Raw genomic sequence first — 15,064 nt, forward strand, 5'->3', positions numbered from 1 at the left:
GCCCTAGAGTCCGGTCTCGTGAAGAAACGACTCGATTGCATCCACACTCGCGCTCGGCGCGCTCAGGTGCGGGCAATGGCCGATGTTCTTCACAATCGCAAGCCGGCTCGTCCGAATCGTTCGGTGCATATACTCGCCCACACACACGGGTGCGAGAAGGTCGTCGTCCGACTGCAGGATGAGCGTGGGCGTCGTCACGCGAGGCAGGTCGGCCCTGTGGTCCGCGAGGAACGTCACGCGCGCGAAATGTTTCGCGATGTCCGGATCGGTCCGGCAAAAGCTGTTGGTCAGCTCCGCGCTTAGTTGCGGCTGTTCCGGCGCGCCCATGATGGCCGGCGCCATCGCGCTCGACCAGCCGAGGAAATTATTCTCCAGCGTTTCCAGCAGATCTTCGATATCGGCCTGAGAAAAGCCGCCGACGTAGTCGCCGTCGTTGATGAAAGACGGCGATGGGCCGACCATCACATTGGCCGCGAAGCGCTGCGGCGCCTCGATGGCGGCGAGCATGCCGATCGTCGCGCTGACCGAATGTCCGATGAAGATCACCGGGCCGGTCGCGAACGCTTCAACGATCTGTAATACGTCTGAGGCGTAGCCGTGCAGCGATCCATACTTCTGGTAGTCGTAGCTCGCGAGGTCCGATCCTCCGCTGCCGACGAGATCGAACAACACCGTCCGGTAGCGTCCCTCGAAGGTCGGCGCGACGTAGCGCCACATGGTCTGATCACAGCCGAAGCCATGCGAGAAGATCATCGTTGCCGGGCCGTTTCCCGCTACGCTGACGTTGTTGCGTTGAAGCAGGTTCACGAGCGAGTTCCAGAAAGGATTACTTCGAGGGGCGGCCTGCGCGGCAATTGTGACCTGCTGCGGGGTGGCAGGCAGAGGTTCTTTCGCGCGCCGTTGCAGGTCCGCGTTATCGTAACAGCAACGGCGACTCGCGAGGGTGTGCGGCCATTGTTCTTTTCATCCTGCTCTATCATTGCCGACGACCTGACCTGCGCGAAACGACCATGGAGCTTCGACATCTTCGCTATTTCATTGCTGTTGCCGAATTGCGCAGCGTGCGGGCCGCCTCCGAGCAGTTGCATGTCACGCAGCCGGCGATCTCCCGCCAGATCCAGGATCTCGAAGACGCGGTCGGCGCGGCGTTGTTCGAGCGCACGCCACGCGGCCTCAAGTTGACGGCGGCGGGCACGGCGTATCTTGCGCAGGCGCGGGATATCCTCACACGCGTCGATGCGGCTAACCGGCTCGCGCGGCGCATTGCGGCCGGCGTGCATGGCCATTTGCGGATCGGCTTTGTCGAAAACGCAGCGTGGATCGGTGTCGTCTCGCATGCATTGAGCGCATTCGAACAGAGTTCGCCGCACGTCGCGCTCGAACTGACGCCGATGAACACACCCGAGCAGTTCGAGGCGATTGCAGCGGGACAGCTCGACGGTGGCTTCTGTTACCGGCTCGGCACCTTGCCGCAGGGGCTCGCAAGCATTCCGGTGCTCGAGCAGAACGTCGTGCTGGCCGTGCCGCAAGTATGGCCGTTCGGCGCTACAGGCGCCGTGATGACGAGCGAACTCGCGGGCAGGCCATTCATTGCGTTTCCGCGCCGCATTTATCCGGCTTACTACGACCGTCTGCTATCGGCGTGTGCGGAGCGCGGGCTGACACTCGATATCCGTCAGGAAGCGTCGACGGAAACCGCGATTCTCTCGCTGGTTTCCGCTGGCATGGGCGCCGCCATCGTCAATGCTGCGAACCGCTATCGGCCGCCGGCACGTGTGCGTTTTGTCGAGTTGCGCGATCTGTCGGTGCCGCTGCCGCTCGAATTCTGCTTTGTGTCGGCAGACGCGAACCCCGCGCTCGCGCGTTTCGTCGAGCAACTGCGGTAGCGGGCGGCGCATTCCAGTGCGATGCCTGCAAGGCATCAGCCGCGGCAGAAATCGGCATTGGCGCCGCCGTCCGGCGTCAGCGATAGTGAAGACAACTTCCTCTTCACGTGTGCCGCCATGACCACTTCCGCCTCACTCATCGCCACGGACATCGATTTCGAGCGCGTCGGTTTTCAGACCGGCACGCTGCGCTTGCCGTGGTCGCACGATCGTTCCGCCTACGGCCATATTCCGATTCCAGTAGCAATGCATCACGCAGGCGCCGGGACCGGGCCCACCGTCCTCCTGACGGGCGGCAACCACGGCGACGAATACGAAGGCCCCGTCGCGCTGATGAAACTGCTGCAGCGGCTGCCTTCGCTGACGATACGGGGCCGCCTGATTGTGATTCCGGGTCTTAACTTTCCGGCGTTCATCAACGGTTCGCGCACGTCGCCGATCGATCGCGGCAATCTGAACCGCCTGTTTCCCGGCGCACGCAACGGCCAGCCGACGGAGATGATTGCGCACTATGTGGAAACCGAACTGCTGCCGCGCGCCGATGTCGTGATCGACCTTCACGCGGGCGGCGCTTCGTTCGATCATCTGCCGACGCTGCTCGCCTCGCCGCCGGATCAAGGAGAAGAACGCGGAGCACGACGGGCGCTCTACATGGACCTGGTTCGCGAGTTCGGCGCGCCGAACACCATGATCATGGATCTGCTCGGCGAGGACCGGACCTTCGCCGCGGCAGCCGAGCGCCACGGCAAGCTTTTTCTGTGCGGAGAGTTCGGCGGCCATGCGGGCTGCGATGCCGCCAACCTCGCGATCGTCGAGGCCGGCTTGCAGCGGGTGCTGCACCGGCTCGGCATGACGCCCGACGGGCACACGGCCCCTCGCGCGCAGCGCACTCGTTTTCTGCGCGTAGAAGGCGCGCACCACTATGTGTACTCGCCGCACGCCGGCGTGTTCGAGCCCGCGTTCGCATTAGGCGACGAGGTGCGCGCCGGCCAGTTGGCCGGGCGCCTCTTCGATCCGCATCGTCCGTGGCAGCCGCCGCAGGAGATCGCATTTCGCGGCGACGGCACGGTCATGTGCATGCGCACATTTGCCCGCGTGGAGCCGGGCGACTGCATTGCGCTGCTGGCTTCGCCAGCGAATATCGATTGAGCTGTGCCGCGAGGCAGCCGCGCAGCGAAGCGGAATCTGAACACCCATTAAAGGATACGGAGACGAAAGATGAGCGCCCAAACCTGTTCGGCGCAGCCGGCCGATGACATAGCTGGAAGTACGTTCAGCGAGAATGCCGGCTATTCCGTCTACATCGTGCTGCTGTTTTTTATCTGCTTTGCGTTCTCGTATCTCGACCGGCAGGTCGTCAGCATTCTCGTGCCGCCCATCAAGCAGTCGCTCGGGCTCACCGATACGCAAATCGGCCTGCTGCAAGGCTTCTCGTTCACGATGTGCTATGCGACAGCAGGCGTGTTCGTGGCACGGCTCGTCGATCGCGCGAATCGCGTGAAGTTGATCGCCGCCTGCATCGCGATCTGGGCAATCTCCACCACGGCCTGCGGGTTCGCCAGCAACTTTTCCGAGCTGCTGCTCGCGCGTGCCGGCACGGCCATCGCGGAAGCCGCATTGAGTCCCGCCGCCTTGTCGATTTTCAGCGATCTCTTCGCGCCGCGCCGCGTTGCGCGCGCAAGCAGCGCCTTTATGCTCGGCCCCTATGTGGGCGGTGGCCTGGCCTTGTTCGGCGGCGGCATGCTGCTGTCGGCGACGGCGACGGCGACGGCGGCGGCGGGCGGCAGTCATGCCTGGCTGGCCGCGCATGGTATCGCGCCATGGCAAGCAGTGTTCATCGCCGTGGGTCTGCCCGGTCTGGCGTTGGCCGCGCTCGTTGCGCTCACGGTGCGCGAGCCGGCGCGGCGCGAAATCGCGGCGCATGCAGGACACGCGCAGGACGCCATGCCGTCGTTCAAGGACGTGTTGCTGGCGTTGTTCGTGCATAACCGCTTCTGTCTCGCGTATTTTGGCGCCTACGTGGCGCTCATTACGCTCTTCTATTCGCACTCCGCATGGTTTCCCACGCTGCTGATGCGCCGCTTCCAGCTCGCTCCGGGCGTGGTCGGCCAGATGGCGGCGCCCGCGTACATGATCGGCGGCATGCTGGGGGTCGCATGTGCGGGCATGCTGGCGACACGCGTCACGGACGAAACCGCGCTGCGCCGCGTGCTGGGCTTTTCGGCGGCCGCTGTTGCACTATTGGTGCCGGCGGCCATTGCTATGCCGCTGGTGGGCGACGGCACGGTGGCGGTGCTGCTCTACGGCGCGAGCGCATTCACGGCCAGCATCGCCATGGGACTCGCACCCGTGCCGCTGCAGATCGCCATGCCGAACCGCATGCGCGGCCGGTCGCTGGCGCTGCTCGTCTTCATGACCAATGCGATCAGCGGCGGTGTCGGTCCGCTGTCTGTCGGCTATCTGAATGAGCGTTTGGGGCACACTGGCGAAAGCTTGGGACTGGCACTTGCGCTCGTCGGCGGCATCTCCGCGCTCGTGAGCGCGATGCTCTATACCGTAGCCACGCGGCGAGTGCCGGTTGCCGACGCTCAATGACTCCTGGAGAACCATCATGCCGGCGAAATCCACTGCACCCGTCTATCGTGTCGGCGCGGCGACCGTCACCCGCGTCGACGAAACCGGCTTCGCGCTCGCGCCTGAGCGGCTCTTCCCCGCGTGGGATGAAAACGGGGTTCGCGCGCTCGAAGAACGCTTCGGCACCGCGAGCCTCGATCTGACGAACCGGCGCATACCGTTGCGCACGCATCTATGGGTAGTGCAGATCGATGCGCACACCATCGTCGTGGATACGGGCATCGGCAACCGCAAGTCCCGGCCGTTCAGCGAACTGTTCCATCAGCTCGACAATCCCGTGCTGGAGCGTTTTGCCGCGGCCGGCTTTCGACCGGAACAGGTCGACTACGTGCTGCTCACGCACCTGCACGTCGATCACGTCGGTTGGAACACGCATTGGCAGGACGGTCGCTGGGTGCCGGTCTTCCCGAACGCGACCTACGTATTCGGTCAGCGTGAGCGCGACTTTTTTGCCATGCCGCAAGGCGAGCCGCGGCGCATGGTGTTCGAAGACAGCGTGCTGCCCGTCATTGAAGCGGGGCAGGGCCGTGCGGTGAGCGATGCAGGCGAGCAGATTCTCGACGGCATTCGATTCCTGCCGACGTTTGGGCACAGTGTGGGGCACATGGCCGTCGAGATTCGCTCACGCGGCGAAACGGCGCTCTTCTCCGGCGACGTGATGCACAGCCCACTGCAGGTGCATCGGCCGGACTGGAGCTCGGTGTTCTGCGCCGATGCCGCGCAGGCTCGCGAATCGCGGCTTTGGCTGCTCGATCGCGCGGCACAAACCGACGCGACCGTTTTCGCGGCGCATTTTCCCGAGACGTCCGCGGGCAAGGTGGGGCGCTCGGGCAGCGGATTCGAGTGGCGTTACGTGTGCCCGCCCACGTGATGCGCGCAGCGGCCTTTCACGATGCTGCGGCTTGCGCTGCGGGTGCCAGTCCATGGCGCGCCAGGGTTTCACGCAGGCGCGTCTGATGAGGCGCGACCGCGAGCGAATCGGCCAACGCGATCAACGGGACGATTCGCCGTCGCACTTTTTCCACGTGGTTTTGGGCGATATCGGCGATGCGGTGATCGAGATAAGGGTTCAGCAACCGTTCGCGCACGCTCGCGAGGTACTGCTCGGCACGCTCGCCCAGACCCATCGCAGTGAAGACGGGCAACACCTCCTGCTCCCACACCGCCTCGATGCCCGCGCGCAGCGCGGCGTCGTTCATCGCGTCGAACACCGTCTCCTCGGCGTTTCGGCGCTGTGCGAGCCATTGGTCGGCGAGCCATGTGTGTCCGAGGTTCAGAAAGAACAGCTTGAGTTGCTCATAGCTGCGCAGGTCGTCGGTCACGACGATGTCGTTGTGCGTACACGGCAGCTCCATGCCGGGATGCCGCTCGATCGCCCACAGCGCATACGGTTCGGCGACGGCGCCCACCGGCTCGATCGGTTCCGAAACGATCCGGTCGACGAGCGAGTTGACCCACACACACTGCTGCGACAGATAGGCGATGAATGGCGCGGGCTGCGCCCACCGTTGCGCGAGGCCGATGACCAGATCGCGCAGCGTGTCGCCGTTGCTCGCGACGAGCTCGCAGGGAAAGATCGACACGCCTGCGCCGGGCCGCTCGCGCCACCGTGCATGAAGGAGCGCGAGCAGCTTGGCAGGATAGCTGTGCGGCGCCTCGTCATGAAGCGCGAGGACGGCGGGCGAGTCCCGCTCGTCGAGGCGATAGCCCGCATCGCCGGTATTCGATACGATCACGCGCACGTCGTGAATGACCGCGTGCCGGATCGCGGCCCAGTCGCGCTTTGCGACCCAGGCGGCGCGCACCGCGCCGCATTGAACCACCGTGTCGACGACCGCGCCGTTTTCCCTGCCGCGGATTCTCACCGGATAGCTGCCCGCCTGCGCGAGCGCGGCGATGCGCGCCTCGCTGGCCGGGTTGCCGGTTGTCTGCACGACACTGATGCCGCCGATTGCTTCGCCGCGCTCGAGCGCCTGCGCAACGAACAGTGCGACATGGGCCTGCAAAAACCGGCTGGTGCCGAATTGAAGAATGGGTTCACTCATCTCGAACGATTCCAACAGGTCTGCTCAGCATTCCACCAGCGCCTTGACGACGGTCTGTCCCGGCTCCATCAGCTTCGGGAACTCCGTGGGCACGTCGGACAGGCGCATGCGGTGAGTGTTGAGCGCCTTGTCCGGAATACGCCCCGCGCGCATCGCGTCAAGCACCGTCTCGAAGTCTTCGGCGGTGGCGTTGCGGCTGCCGAGCAGCGTCGCTTCGCGCTTGTGAAACTCCGGATCGGAGAAGCTGATCTCGCCGGGTACGATTGAAATCAGCACGTATTTGCCGCCGTGCGCAATGAACTCGAAGCCGCGGTTCATTGCTTTGACGTTTCCCGTCGCGTCGAACACAACGTCGAAAAATTCGCCGTTGGTGATGGCCGACAGCTCGTCCACGTCATGCGGCCCGATCTGCACCGCGGCAACCGCAAGGTGCTCGCGGCTGAACGCGAGACGGTCGGCGCGCGTGTCGAGGCAGGTGACGTGTGCGCCGCGCAGGTTCGCGAACAGCATCGCCGCCATGCCGATCGGCCCCGCGCCTACGACCAGCACGCGCTGCCCGGCCGACACGTCGGCACGGCGAACCGCGTGCGCGCCGATAGCGAGGAACTCGAGCATCGCGGCCTGATCGAGCGTTACGCCATCGGCCTTGTGCACGAACTGCGCCGGGACCGACAGATATTCCGTCAGCGCGCCGTCGCGATGCACGCCGAGCACCTTGATATTGACGCAGCAGTTGGTCTTACCCTGCCGGCACGCAATGCACGTTCCGCACGACAGATAGGGCATGACATAGACCGGGTCGCCGGCCGCGACATGCGCGTCGGGATCGGCTTCGGCGACGATGGCAGACAACTCGTGCCCCATGACGCGCGGATATTGCAGGTAGGGCTGGTTCCCCGAGTAGATGTGCATGTCCGTGCCGCAGATACCGACGCGGCTGACCCGCAGCAGTACCTCGCCTTGCGCGCGGCGAGGCAGCTGGCGATCTTCGTGGCGCAGCACGCCGGGCGATTCGCAAATGACGCTAAGCATTCAGGGATCCTCTTTATTGAGCTTCTCGATCGGCGGGCGGCTCGTCAGACAGCCGCCGCGCCGAGGCGTTAATCAGTATCAGTAGAGAACATTCCTGGCTTCCGTTGAGTCGAGGTTCTTCTTCTCGACCATCATGACACCCGTGTCCACCTGCTTGGACACCGGCTTGTGCTCGATCACGCTGACGAGTGTCTGGATGCCCTTGTAGCCCATCTGGTAAGAGCTTTGCACGGCGATGGCCTGGATCGTGCCGTCGCGCACGAAGCCTTGCAGGTCCTGGTTGCCGTCGAAGCCGATGGCCACCACCTTGCCGCCTTTGCCTGACTGCTGGAGGGCGCGACCCATTCCGACCGCGGTGGGTTCGTTGGCGCCGAAAATGCCCTTCAGATCGGGGTTGGCCGACAGTACGTCGGTGGTCTGGTTGAGCGCGGTCGCCATTTGCGACTGCGAGTAGAACGGACCCACCAGTTGCAGCTTCGAATGCGCGGCAATGTACTTGCGGAAGCCGCCGACGCGGCCGATTTCAGAACCGGCGCCCGGCACGTACGACATGATCGCGACCTTGCCGGTCTGTCCGACGCGATCGATCATCGCCTGCGCGCAGAGTTCGCCGGCTTTCGCGTTGTCCGTCGACAGGAACGACTGGTAGTACTGCTTACCGGACTCGGACACCGCCGAGTCGATGAGCACGACCGGGATATGCGCTTCCCACGCTTTTTTCATGGCCGGCACGAGCGCGTCGGGGTCGGACGGCGCGAGGACGATGCCCGCGACATGCCGGTTCACCGCATTCTCGACCATGTTCACTTCGTCTGCGATTGCAGATTCCGCGGCCGGGCCCTGAAAGGTCATCGTGTAGCCTTTCGCGTCGGCCATCGCGGCGGTGGCGCCTTTCTGGACGTTCTGCCAGTAATTCGAGTTCGCGGTCTTGACGATCACGGCAATTTCGCCGCCTGCCGCCTGCGCGTACGCGCTGAACATCGCACACATCGCTGCGGCCGCAGCCAGCATGGATAGTTTTTTCATGTCTCGCTCCTTCATTGTGGTTGGGACTTCGTCTTCTGATTACAACTTCCGGTTCCGGAGTTGATCGATCCACACGGTGCCGAGAATGACGACGCCGATGATGATCTGCTGGATAAAGCTCGATACGCCGTTCATGTTCAGGCCGTTGCGCAGCACGCCGATCACGAATGCGCCGATGGCCGTGCCCGAGATCGTGCCGACGCCGCCCATCAGCGAGGTGCCGCCGATGACCGCACTGGCGATGGCGTCGAGCTCGTACATCACGCCCTCGTTCGGCTGCGCGGTGACGAGGCGCGACATCAGCACGCAGCCGGTGGCACCCGCAAGCAGACCGGACAGGACGTAGGTGAAGAGCTTGACGCCCGGCACATTGACGCCCGAGAGCCGCGCGGCTTCCGCATTCGATCCGACCGCGTAGATGTGGCGGCCAAGCGAGGTTCGAGAGAGCAGCACGGAGACCGCGGCGAACAGCACCACCATGATCACGACAGGGTAAGGAATCCCAGGGAATACCGTGTCCGGAAAACCGTCCGGGCCGATATGTGAGATTCTGAAGAGCGCGCCGTTGCCGAGTTCGCCGAAGGCGTCGCCGAGACCGGAGACGGGCCGTGCGCCGGTGATCTGCAGCGCAAGACCGCGGGCGACCAGCATCATGCCCAGGGTGGCGATGAACGGCGGCAAACCCATGCGCGTCACGCAGATGCCGTTGACCCATCCGCATGCGGCGCCGACCAGCATGCCGCCGAGCATCGCGAGCGGCACGGGCACGCCGGCCTTGGTGAGCAGCGCGGCCGCGACGCCCGAGAGCGCCAGCACCGAACCGACGGAAAGGTCGATGCCGCCCGTGATGATGACGCACGTCGCGGCCACGCCGAGATACGCGATGGAGGTGACCTGAAGCGCGACTGTCATCAGATTGCCGACCGAGAAGAACGCGGCGCTCGTCAGCGAAAAGGCGGCGATCAGCACGACGAGGCTGCCGAGCGCGGCGAATTTCTGAATCAGGTCGCGGCGCCGCTGCCGTGCCTGTTTGTCGACGGCTTGCGTGCGGCCGGATGCGATTTCAAGCATGACTTCTCCCTGATGCGTGGTGCAGGATTTCCTCCTGACTGGTCTTGCCGGTTTCGAGGACCGCGGTGATGCGCCCCTCGTGAAAGACGGCGATACGATCGGTCATGCCGAGCAGCTCCGGCAGTTCGGAGCTGATCAGCACCACGCCGACACCATCGGCGGCGAGGCGGTCCATCAGCCCGTAGATCGCGTATTTGGCGCCGACGTCGATGCCGCGCGTCGGCTCGTCGAAAAACAGAATGCGCGAGCCGCGGTACAACCATTTGCTGATGACGATCTTCTGCTGATTTCCGCCTGACAGATTCCGCGCGATCTGCCGGACCGTCGGCGTGCGGATGCCGAGTTCGCGCACGTAGCGCTCGGCGATGGCCGTCTCTTCGGAAAAGCGCAGAAAGCCGCGCGAAGCGATGGCGCGGACGTTGGCGAGCGTGATGTTGGCCGATACGGGCATCGAAAGGGCGAGGCCGTCTTTCTTGCGGTCTTCGGACAGATAGGCAATGCCGTGGCGAATGGCTTCGCGCGGCGAGCCGATATGAACGGGCGTGTCGCCGAGCAGGATCGAGCCGGAGTCGGGCCGCTCCGCGCCGAAGATCGCGCGGGCGACTTCGGTGCGTCCCGCGCCCATCAAACCCGCGAAGCCGAGAATCTCGCCCTTGCGCAGGTCGAACGAAACGGGGCCGAAGCTGCCGGATCGTTGCAGGTCGCGCACGCGCAGCAGCACGTGATCCGTGGGCACGGACGCGCGCGGCGGGTACGCATCGTCGAGAGAACGGCCCACCATTCGCGCGACGATTTCGTTGATCGTGGTGGCGGCGAAATCGCTGGTTGCGATATGGCGGCCGTCGCGCAGCACGGTCACGCGGTCCACGATTTCGGCCATCTCGTCGAGCCGGTGAGAAATGTAAAGAATCGCCACGCCGTCGGCGCGTAGTTCGCGGATGATACGAAATAGCTGGACCGTTTCCGATTCGGTCAGCGACGACGTGGGTTCATCCATGATCAGTACGCGCGCGTCGAGCGAGAGCGCTTTGGCAATCTCGACCATCTGCTGCTGCGCAATGGAGAGCGCGCCGACCAGCGTGGTGGGCGCCACATTGAGCCCGATGCGTTGCAGACAGCGCTCGGCGTTGGCGTTCAGCGTGCGGTAGTCGACGAACGGGCCGCGCCTGGGTTCGCGCGCAAGGTAGATGTTCTCCGCGACCGACAGGTGCGGCACGAGGTTCAGCTCCTGGTGAATGATCGCGATGCCGGCGGCCTGCGCTTCCGAAGTCGAGGAGAACTGCACCGGCGCGCCGTCGTAGGACATGACGCCGTCGTCCGCGCGGTATTGGCCGCTGATGATTTTCATCAGCGTCGATTTGCCGGCGCCATTTTCTCCGCAGACGGCGTGGACTTCGCCCGAGCGCAGGTCGAGGTCGATGCCGTCGAGCGCGACGACTCCGGGGAAGCGCTTGCCCACGCCCTTGAGCTGCAGGATTTCCCGGGCCGCAGGTCGCTCACGCGCAAGGCCCGCCGCCGGCTGCATGCCGCTGTCTGTCACTCGCGTCTCCAATGTGTTTGGGACTGTGTCATTTGCCGCGTCCGCGAGGCGTCGCGAACTGGCCAGTCCAATTTTGAAAACATTAGAGCGCACATTGGCGTGGTTGGTCAAGCCAGTCATAAAAAATATAACTGATCAATCCAGTGTGGGCTTCCTTGGCGCGAGGAGCGCCCCGTCAAGCCCAGCCCGCGGGCCACCATGCTAGACTTCGATGCGGTCCGCCTTGATGGATCGCCGACAGGACAACCTCGCACAATGAAGCAAACTGAAGCAAAGCGGCTTTACCAATCCGTGGCGGCCCAGATTCTTGCGCTTATTCAACAGGCCGAGCTCGCGCCGGGCGCCCGGCTGCCTCCTGAGCGGGAGCTCGCCAACACCCTCGGCGTATCGCGGCCGTCGTTGCGCGAGGCGTTGATCGCGCTGGAAATCGGCGGTCAGATCGAGATACGCATGGGATCGGGCGTCTATGTGCGCGATCCGAAGGAGGGTGGCGACAATGGCGTGCCGGCCCTCGGAGAAAGTCCGTCGGAACTGATGCAGGCCCGCGTGGCCATAGAAGGAACCGTCATCGTGCTGGCGGCCGGAAGACTGTCGGCGGCTGTGCTGGACAGGCTGCGCCGCACCGTCGAACGGATGAAGCGGCTCGCCGCTGCGGGAAAATCGCCGGTCGATGCCGACCGCCAGTTTCATATGCTGATCGCGGAGACTGCCGGCAATTCGGTGCTGAGCCGCTTCGTGGCCGAGATGTTCGATAGCCGCCACGACCCGATCGCCGCGGCGATTCGCGACCACTCCGAAAGCACCGAGACCTGGTCGGCGGCCGTGCGCGAGCATGAGGACATTCTCAAGGCGCTCCAGACAGGCGATCCAATCGCGGCGCAGACCGCCATGCGCATGCACCTGAAAGCGTCCGGCGAGCGGTGGATCGCAGGGGCGTTGCAGCAGGGGGAGGTTTAGTTGGCCGGGGCTTCGGCCGACGCAAACGACGCGTAAGCCGGATGTCGCGCGTCGCCGTTGCCGTCGCAGCAGGCAACAGTTCCGAGGATCAGCGGGCGGATTGACCTGCCTTTTGCCGTGTCGATTCCGAGCGGCGTCGTTCGTCGTGCGGGTAAGGAGGAAGTGACCATGCCCAAAATCGTATTGAACGCATTTCTAACGCTTGACGGTGTCATGCAGGCGCCGGGCGGCCCCGATGAAGATCCGGAAAACGGCTTCCCACATGGCGGCTGGCAGGGGCCCTATTCGGACGAGGTGATGCGAAAGCTGATCGTCGATGGATTCGCGGACGCCGACGGCTTTATTCTCGGCCGCAAGACCTACGGCATCTTTTCGAACTACTGGCCGAAAATTACCGATCCGGACAACGTGATCGCCGTTGGCCTCAACTCGCGGCCGAAGTACGTGTTTTCGCGCAGCCTCGAACAGGTCGGCTGGAACAACGCGCATCTGATAAAAGGCGACACAGTCGCGGAACTGCGGAAGCTGCGCGCGCAGCCGGGCCAGACGCTGCACACCTGGGGCAGCACGGTGCTCCTGCAGACGCTGCTGGCGCATGATCTCGTCGATGAATACAGGCTCTTTATCTTCCCGGTCGTACTGGGATCCGGTAAGCGGCTCTTCGGCAGCGGCACGGTGCCCGCGGCGCTGAAGCCGGTCGAATCGGCGACCAGCAGCAAAGGCGCCACCTTTCTCCGGCTCGAGCGCGGCGGGCGCCCGACGTATGGGCAAATCGGCGATTAACGTCAGCCCCGTGTCGGGCGGCCTCCATCTGGACGGTTTGAGGGTTAGTCAACCTCCGCGAAACGTCTTATATTTCGATGCCCAGCGCCGTAATCAGCCGTTCGCGCCTTTCGAGCGCCTGCAGCGAGCGCTTGCCGAGATGCCTGGCCACCAGGTTGAGCAGCCCTTCGCAAAACACCAGGTATGCGCCCATGCTGTTGCTGAAGAAACTGCTTTCGTGTGGGATCAAAAATGCGTGGGTCGCGGGCGGCACAAGCGGCGAGGCGAGCGTATCGGTAATGGCTATGACCGACAGCCCGCTCTGCGCCGCAGCGACGGCCGCCTCGGCGACGCTGCGCGTATAGGGCGCGACGCTCGTCACGACGACCACATCGCCGGGTTGCAACTGTGCGAGTCCCTCCGCGACGCCGAGCCCTTGCGCATCAAGAAGCGCGACGTCCGTGCGGATCATGCTCAGGCCGTAGCAGACAAAGCTCGCCAAGGCGCTGAACTGGCGCAATCCGTGGATGCGCACGCGTTTCGCCTCTGCCAGCATGCGTGCCGCACCGCGCAGATGTTCAGGCGAGAGCTGCGAGAGGAAACCTTCGACGTTGATAATGGATTCACGCGCGAGCTGCACGACCGTTTCGACCTCTGGCGAAGCGGCGCCGCCAACAGCGGCCGCTGCCCGGTTCGTTTTGCCCGCCACCAGCCGTTCGGCCTGCTGGCTGTAGAAGTGCCTGTGCCGCTGCGCGATGCTGTCGCGAAACACATTCTGGAAGTCCGCGAATCCCGTATAGCCGAGCCGCGTGGAAAGCCGCGTGAGCGTGGATGCATTCACGCCGAGCGAAGCCGCCAGATCGGTGATGGTGCGAACGGCGACTTCCTCTGGGCGTTCCAGCAGTTTGGCGAGCACCGTATGCGCCGTGCCGCCAAGCGAAATGTCCGCTTCGTCGCGACCGATTTTCACCACGAGTTCGCGCAAGCCGTCGACGGTGCGCGGCGGCGTTGACGCTGACGGCGTCGTGCTGTCGTGATCAGTCCTGCTTTGCTGTGTCTGCTTGCTTGTGGCCATCGATCATTCGATACCGGGCGGGACTCCCCGGATGTTCATAAACGTTCCATTCTACGTGAGTCTCCCTGACTGTAATGAGGGCGGTGGCGAGCGTGTTTTCGTCGTCGGGATCATGCGGGTCGTCGCGATAGATCGGCAAGCCCCCGTCTTGCCGATCGGCGAGGATGGCGAGTGGGTGAGGCACCTGTCCGGCGGCGCCTGCCTGCGCGAGCAGCGCGTCTCCCCGCGTCTGCCGATGCAGCGAAGATTCGGTGATGACCTGCGGGAAGTCCTTCATCTCCGGATGAATCGCATGGTTCGCGTGCAGCGACGGCTCTGTGATCTCGCGTACCGAACAGCCATAGGCGCTGTATTCGACGCTCAAAAGCGCCGGATGCGCGCGATGTGCGAGCGTGAGATGAAAGCCGCCCGCCCGCGGCGCATCGCGCAGCAACGAGACGGCTGTATCGAGATCCGCCGCATCGAGCACGGCACGCGTCAGCACCATGCGCGGCACACCGGCGATCACGCGTCGCTGGCGCAAATTATTGACGGTGACAACGAGCCCGGCATCGGTCACAGCGAAGGTATGTCCGGGCAGAGAGCCGGGATACACAAACGCAGCGAAGCCCGGACTGCCTTCGATCCGGCACTGCGCAATGGCGCAATCAGCGGAAAAGCCGGGATCGCCGTCCTCGTTATGAGCGATCCGCCGCTCGCCCCCGTGAGGAGCGTGAGGCAACTGTACGGTCGTGCAACCGTCCGGCGACATGGCCCATAGGTCACCGCGGCAATTCCAGAGGAAGACTTCTTCGAAGGGCAAGCGCAGACCCCGGGCCAGTCCCTGCAATTCGGCCCAGATGCGTGGAAAGCGCGTCTCGGTGTGCATGGCGAGACCGGCGGCCACGGAGCTGCCGCGCCAGCGCATCACGGTGTGCCATGCGTCGGTGTGCAGCAAGTGTCGATGGACGGCCGCAGCACCGAAGCGGCCCAACGCTTCGCCCGCCTCGAACGGCGAGCCAGAAATTTCGATGAAAGCGAGTGAGGACATGAAACC

General features: G+C 64.3%; 14 protein-coding genes. 6 read left to right on the forward strand and 8 right to left on the reverse strand.

Annotated elements, in window-relative coordinates; all coding sequences use genetic code 11:
* Window positions 1-3: 3 nt before the first annotated feature.
* Window positions 4-807 (reverse strand): alpha/beta fold hydrolase, encoded by an 804-nt coding sequence (locus HV711_RS08250; RefSeq protein ID WP_035477427.1) that lies wholly within the window; start codon window positions 805-807, stop codon window positions 4-6.
* Window positions 808-1,010: 203 nt separating this feature from the next.
* On the opposite strand from HV711_RS08250, the gene HV711_RS08255 reads away from it, so the two are divergent.
* From HV711_RS08255 to HV711_RS08270, 4 genes are all read left to right on the forward strand, one after another.
* The gene (locus tag HV711_RS08255) at window positions 1,011-1,886 is read left to right on the forward strand and encodes a LysR family transcriptional regulator (protein ID WP_035477426.1); all 876 of its coding nucleotides are present in this window, start codon (window positions 1,011-1,013) and stop codon (window positions 1,884-1,886) included.
* 117 nt (window positions 1,887-2,003) lie between these two features.
* Window positions 2,004-3,035 (forward strand): succinylglutamate desuccinylase/aspartoacylase family protein, encoded by a 1,032-nt coding sequence (locus HV711_RS08260; protein WP_035477492.1) that lies wholly within the window; start codon window positions 2,004-2,006, stop codon window positions 3,033-3,035.
* A gap of 69 nt (window positions 3,036-3,104) precedes the next feature.
* Window positions 3,105-4,481 (forward strand): MFS transporter, encoded by a 1,377-nt coding sequence (locus HV711_RS08265; RefSeq protein ID WP_035477424.1) that lies wholly within the window; start codon window positions 3,105-3,107, stop codon window positions 4,479-4,481.
* Window positions 4,482-4,497: 16 nt separating this feature from the next.
* Window positions 4,498-5,391 carry an MBL fold metallo-hydrolase gene (locus tag HV711_RS08270; protein WP_013588734.1) on the forward strand — a complete coding sequence of 298 codons (894 nt, stop codon included), beginning with the start codon at window positions 4,498-4,500 and terminating at the stop codon, window positions 5,389-5,391.
* 16 nt (window positions 5,392-5,407) lie between these two features.
* On the opposite strand, the gene HV711_RS08275 is transcribed toward HV711_RS08270, so the two are convergent.
* The 5 genes from HV711_RS08275 to HV711_RS08295 all read right to left on the reverse strand — a co-directional run bounded on the left by HV711_RS08275 (window position 5,408) and on the right by HV711_RS08295 (window position 11,219).
* Entirely contained in the window at window positions 5,408-6,565 is a 1,158-nt protein-coding gene (locus HV711_RS08275; RefSeq protein WP_035477491.1) for a mannitol dehydrogenase family protein, read from the reverse strand.
* Between the two features lie 24 nt (window positions 6,566-6,589).
* The gene (locus tag HV711_RS08280) at window positions 6,590-7,597 is read right to left on the reverse strand and encodes a zinc-binding alcohol dehydrogenase family protein (RefSeq protein ID WP_035477422.1); all 1,008 of its coding nucleotides are present in this window, start codon (window positions 7,595-7,597) and stop codon (window positions 6,590-6,592) included.
* Between the two features lie 78 nt (window positions 7,598-7,675).
* On the reverse strand, window positions 7,676-8,623 hold the full coding sequence (locus HV711_RS08285) for an ABC transporter substrate-binding protein (protein ID WP_013588731.1): 948 nt from the start codon (window positions 8,621-8,623) through the stop codon (window positions 7,676-7,678).
* Window positions 8,624-8,662: 39 nt separating this feature from the next.
* Window positions 8,663-9,694: an ABC transporter permease gene (locus HV711_RS08290; RefSeq protein WP_013588730.1), complete on the reverse strand. Its 1,032-nt coding sequence runs from the start codon at window positions 9,692-9,694 to the stop codon at window positions 8,663-8,665.
* Window positions 9,687-11,219, reverse strand: coding sequence for a sugar ABC transporter ATP-binding protein (locus HV711_RS08295; protein ID WP_082201375.1), 1,533 nt, complete (start codon window positions 11,217-11,219; stop codon window positions 9,687-9,689). Before HV711_RS08295 ends, HV711_RS08290 begins: the two co-directional genes overlap by 8 nt.
* A 270-nt stretch (window positions 11,220-11,489) precedes the next feature.
* Here HV711_RS08295 and HV711_RS08300 point away from each other — a divergent pair, with 270 nt between their 5' ends.
* Together HV711_RS08300 and HV711_RS08305 are read left to right on the forward strand one after the other, a co-directional pair.
* The gene (locus tag HV711_RS08300; protein ID WP_013588728.1) at window positions 11,490-12,191 is read left to right on the forward strand and encodes a FadR/GntR family transcriptional regulator; all 702 of its coding nucleotides are present in this window, start codon (window positions 11,490-11,492) and stop codon (window positions 12,189-12,191) included.
* Window positions 12,192-12,359: 168 nt separating this feature from the next.
* Window positions 12,360-12,974, forward strand: a complete 615-nt coding sequence (locus tag HV711_RS08305; protein ID WP_035477418.1) for a dihydrofolate reductase family protein — start codon at window positions 12,360-12,362, stop codon at window positions 12,972-12,974.
* Between the two features lie 67 nt (window positions 12,975-13,041).
* On the opposite strand, the gene HV711_RS08310 is transcribed toward HV711_RS08305, so the two are convergent.
* Window positions 13,042-14,028: a MurR/RpiR family transcriptional regulator gene (locus HV711_RS08310; protein WP_035477417.1), complete on the reverse strand. Its 987-nt coding sequence runs from the start codon at window positions 14,026-14,028 to the stop codon at window positions 13,042-13,044.
* On the reverse strand, window positions 13,991-15,058 hold the full coding sequence (locus HV711_RS08315) for a C45 family autoproteolytic acyltransferase/hydrolase (RefSeq protein ID WP_035477416.1): 1,068 nt from the start codon (window positions 15,056-15,058) through the stop codon (window positions 13,991-13,993). Before HV711_RS08315 ends, HV711_RS08310 begins: the two co-directional genes overlap by 38 nt.
* Window positions 15,059-15,064: the final 6 nt, after the last annotated feature.

It is taken from the genome of Paraburkholderia phenoliruptrix (assembly GCF_902859825.1).
GTDB lineage: Bacteria > Pseudomonadota > Gammaproteobacteria > Burkholderiales > Burkholderiaceae > Paraburkholderia > Paraburkholderia phenoliruptrix.

Coding starts and splice junctions, on each gene's coding strand:
- HV711_RS08260 (WP_035477492.1), top strand. CDS start 2,004: ATGACCACTTCCGCCTCACTCATCGCCACGGACATCGATTTCGAGCGC.
- HV711_RS08315 (WP_035477416.1), bottom strand. CDS start 15,058: ATGTCCTCACTCGCTTTCATCGAAATTTCTGGCTCGCCGTTCGAGGCG.
- HV711_RS08310 (WP_035477417.1), bottom strand. CDS start 14,028: ATGGCCACAAGCAAGCAGACACAGCAAAGCAGGACTGATCACGACAGC.
- HV711_RS08255 (WP_035477426.1), top strand. CDS start 1,011: ATGGAGCTTCGACATCTTCGCTATTTCATTGCTGTTGCCGAATTGCGC.
- HV711_RS08285 (WP_013588731.1), bottom strand. CDS start 8,623: ATGAAAAAACTATCCATGCTGGCTGCGGCCGCAGCGATGTGTGCGATG.
- HV711_RS08295 (WP_082201375.1), bottom strand. CDS start 11,219: ATGCAGCCGGCGGCGGGCCTTGCGCGTGAGCGACCTGCGGCCCGGGAA.
- HV711_RS08275 (WP_035477491.1), bottom strand. CDS start 6,565: ATGAGTGAACCCATTCTTCAATTCGGCACCAGCCGGTTTTTGCAGGCC.
- HV711_RS08305 (WP_035477418.1), top strand. CDS start 12,360: ATGCCCAAAATCGTATTGAACGCATTTCTAACGCTTGACGGTGTCATG.
- HV711_RS08265 (WP_035477424.1), top strand. CDS start 3,105: ATGAGCGCCCAAACCTGTTCGGCGCAGCCGGCCGATGACATAGCTGGA.
- HV711_RS08300 (WP_013588728.1), top strand. CDS start 11,490: ATGAAGCAAACTGAAGCAAAGCGGCTTTACCAATCCGTGGCGGCCCAG.
- HV711_RS08270 (WP_013588734.1), top strand. CDS start 4,498: ATGCCGGCGAAATCCACTGCACCCGTCTATCGTGTCGGCGCGGCGACC.
- HV711_RS08290 (WP_013588730.1), bottom strand. CDS start 9,694: ATGCTTGAAATCGCATCCGGCCGCACGCAAGCCGTCGACAAACAGGCA.
- HV711_RS08280 (WP_035477422.1), bottom strand. CDS start 7,597: ATGCTTAGCGTCATTTGCGAATCGCCCGGCGTGCTGCGCCACGAAGAT.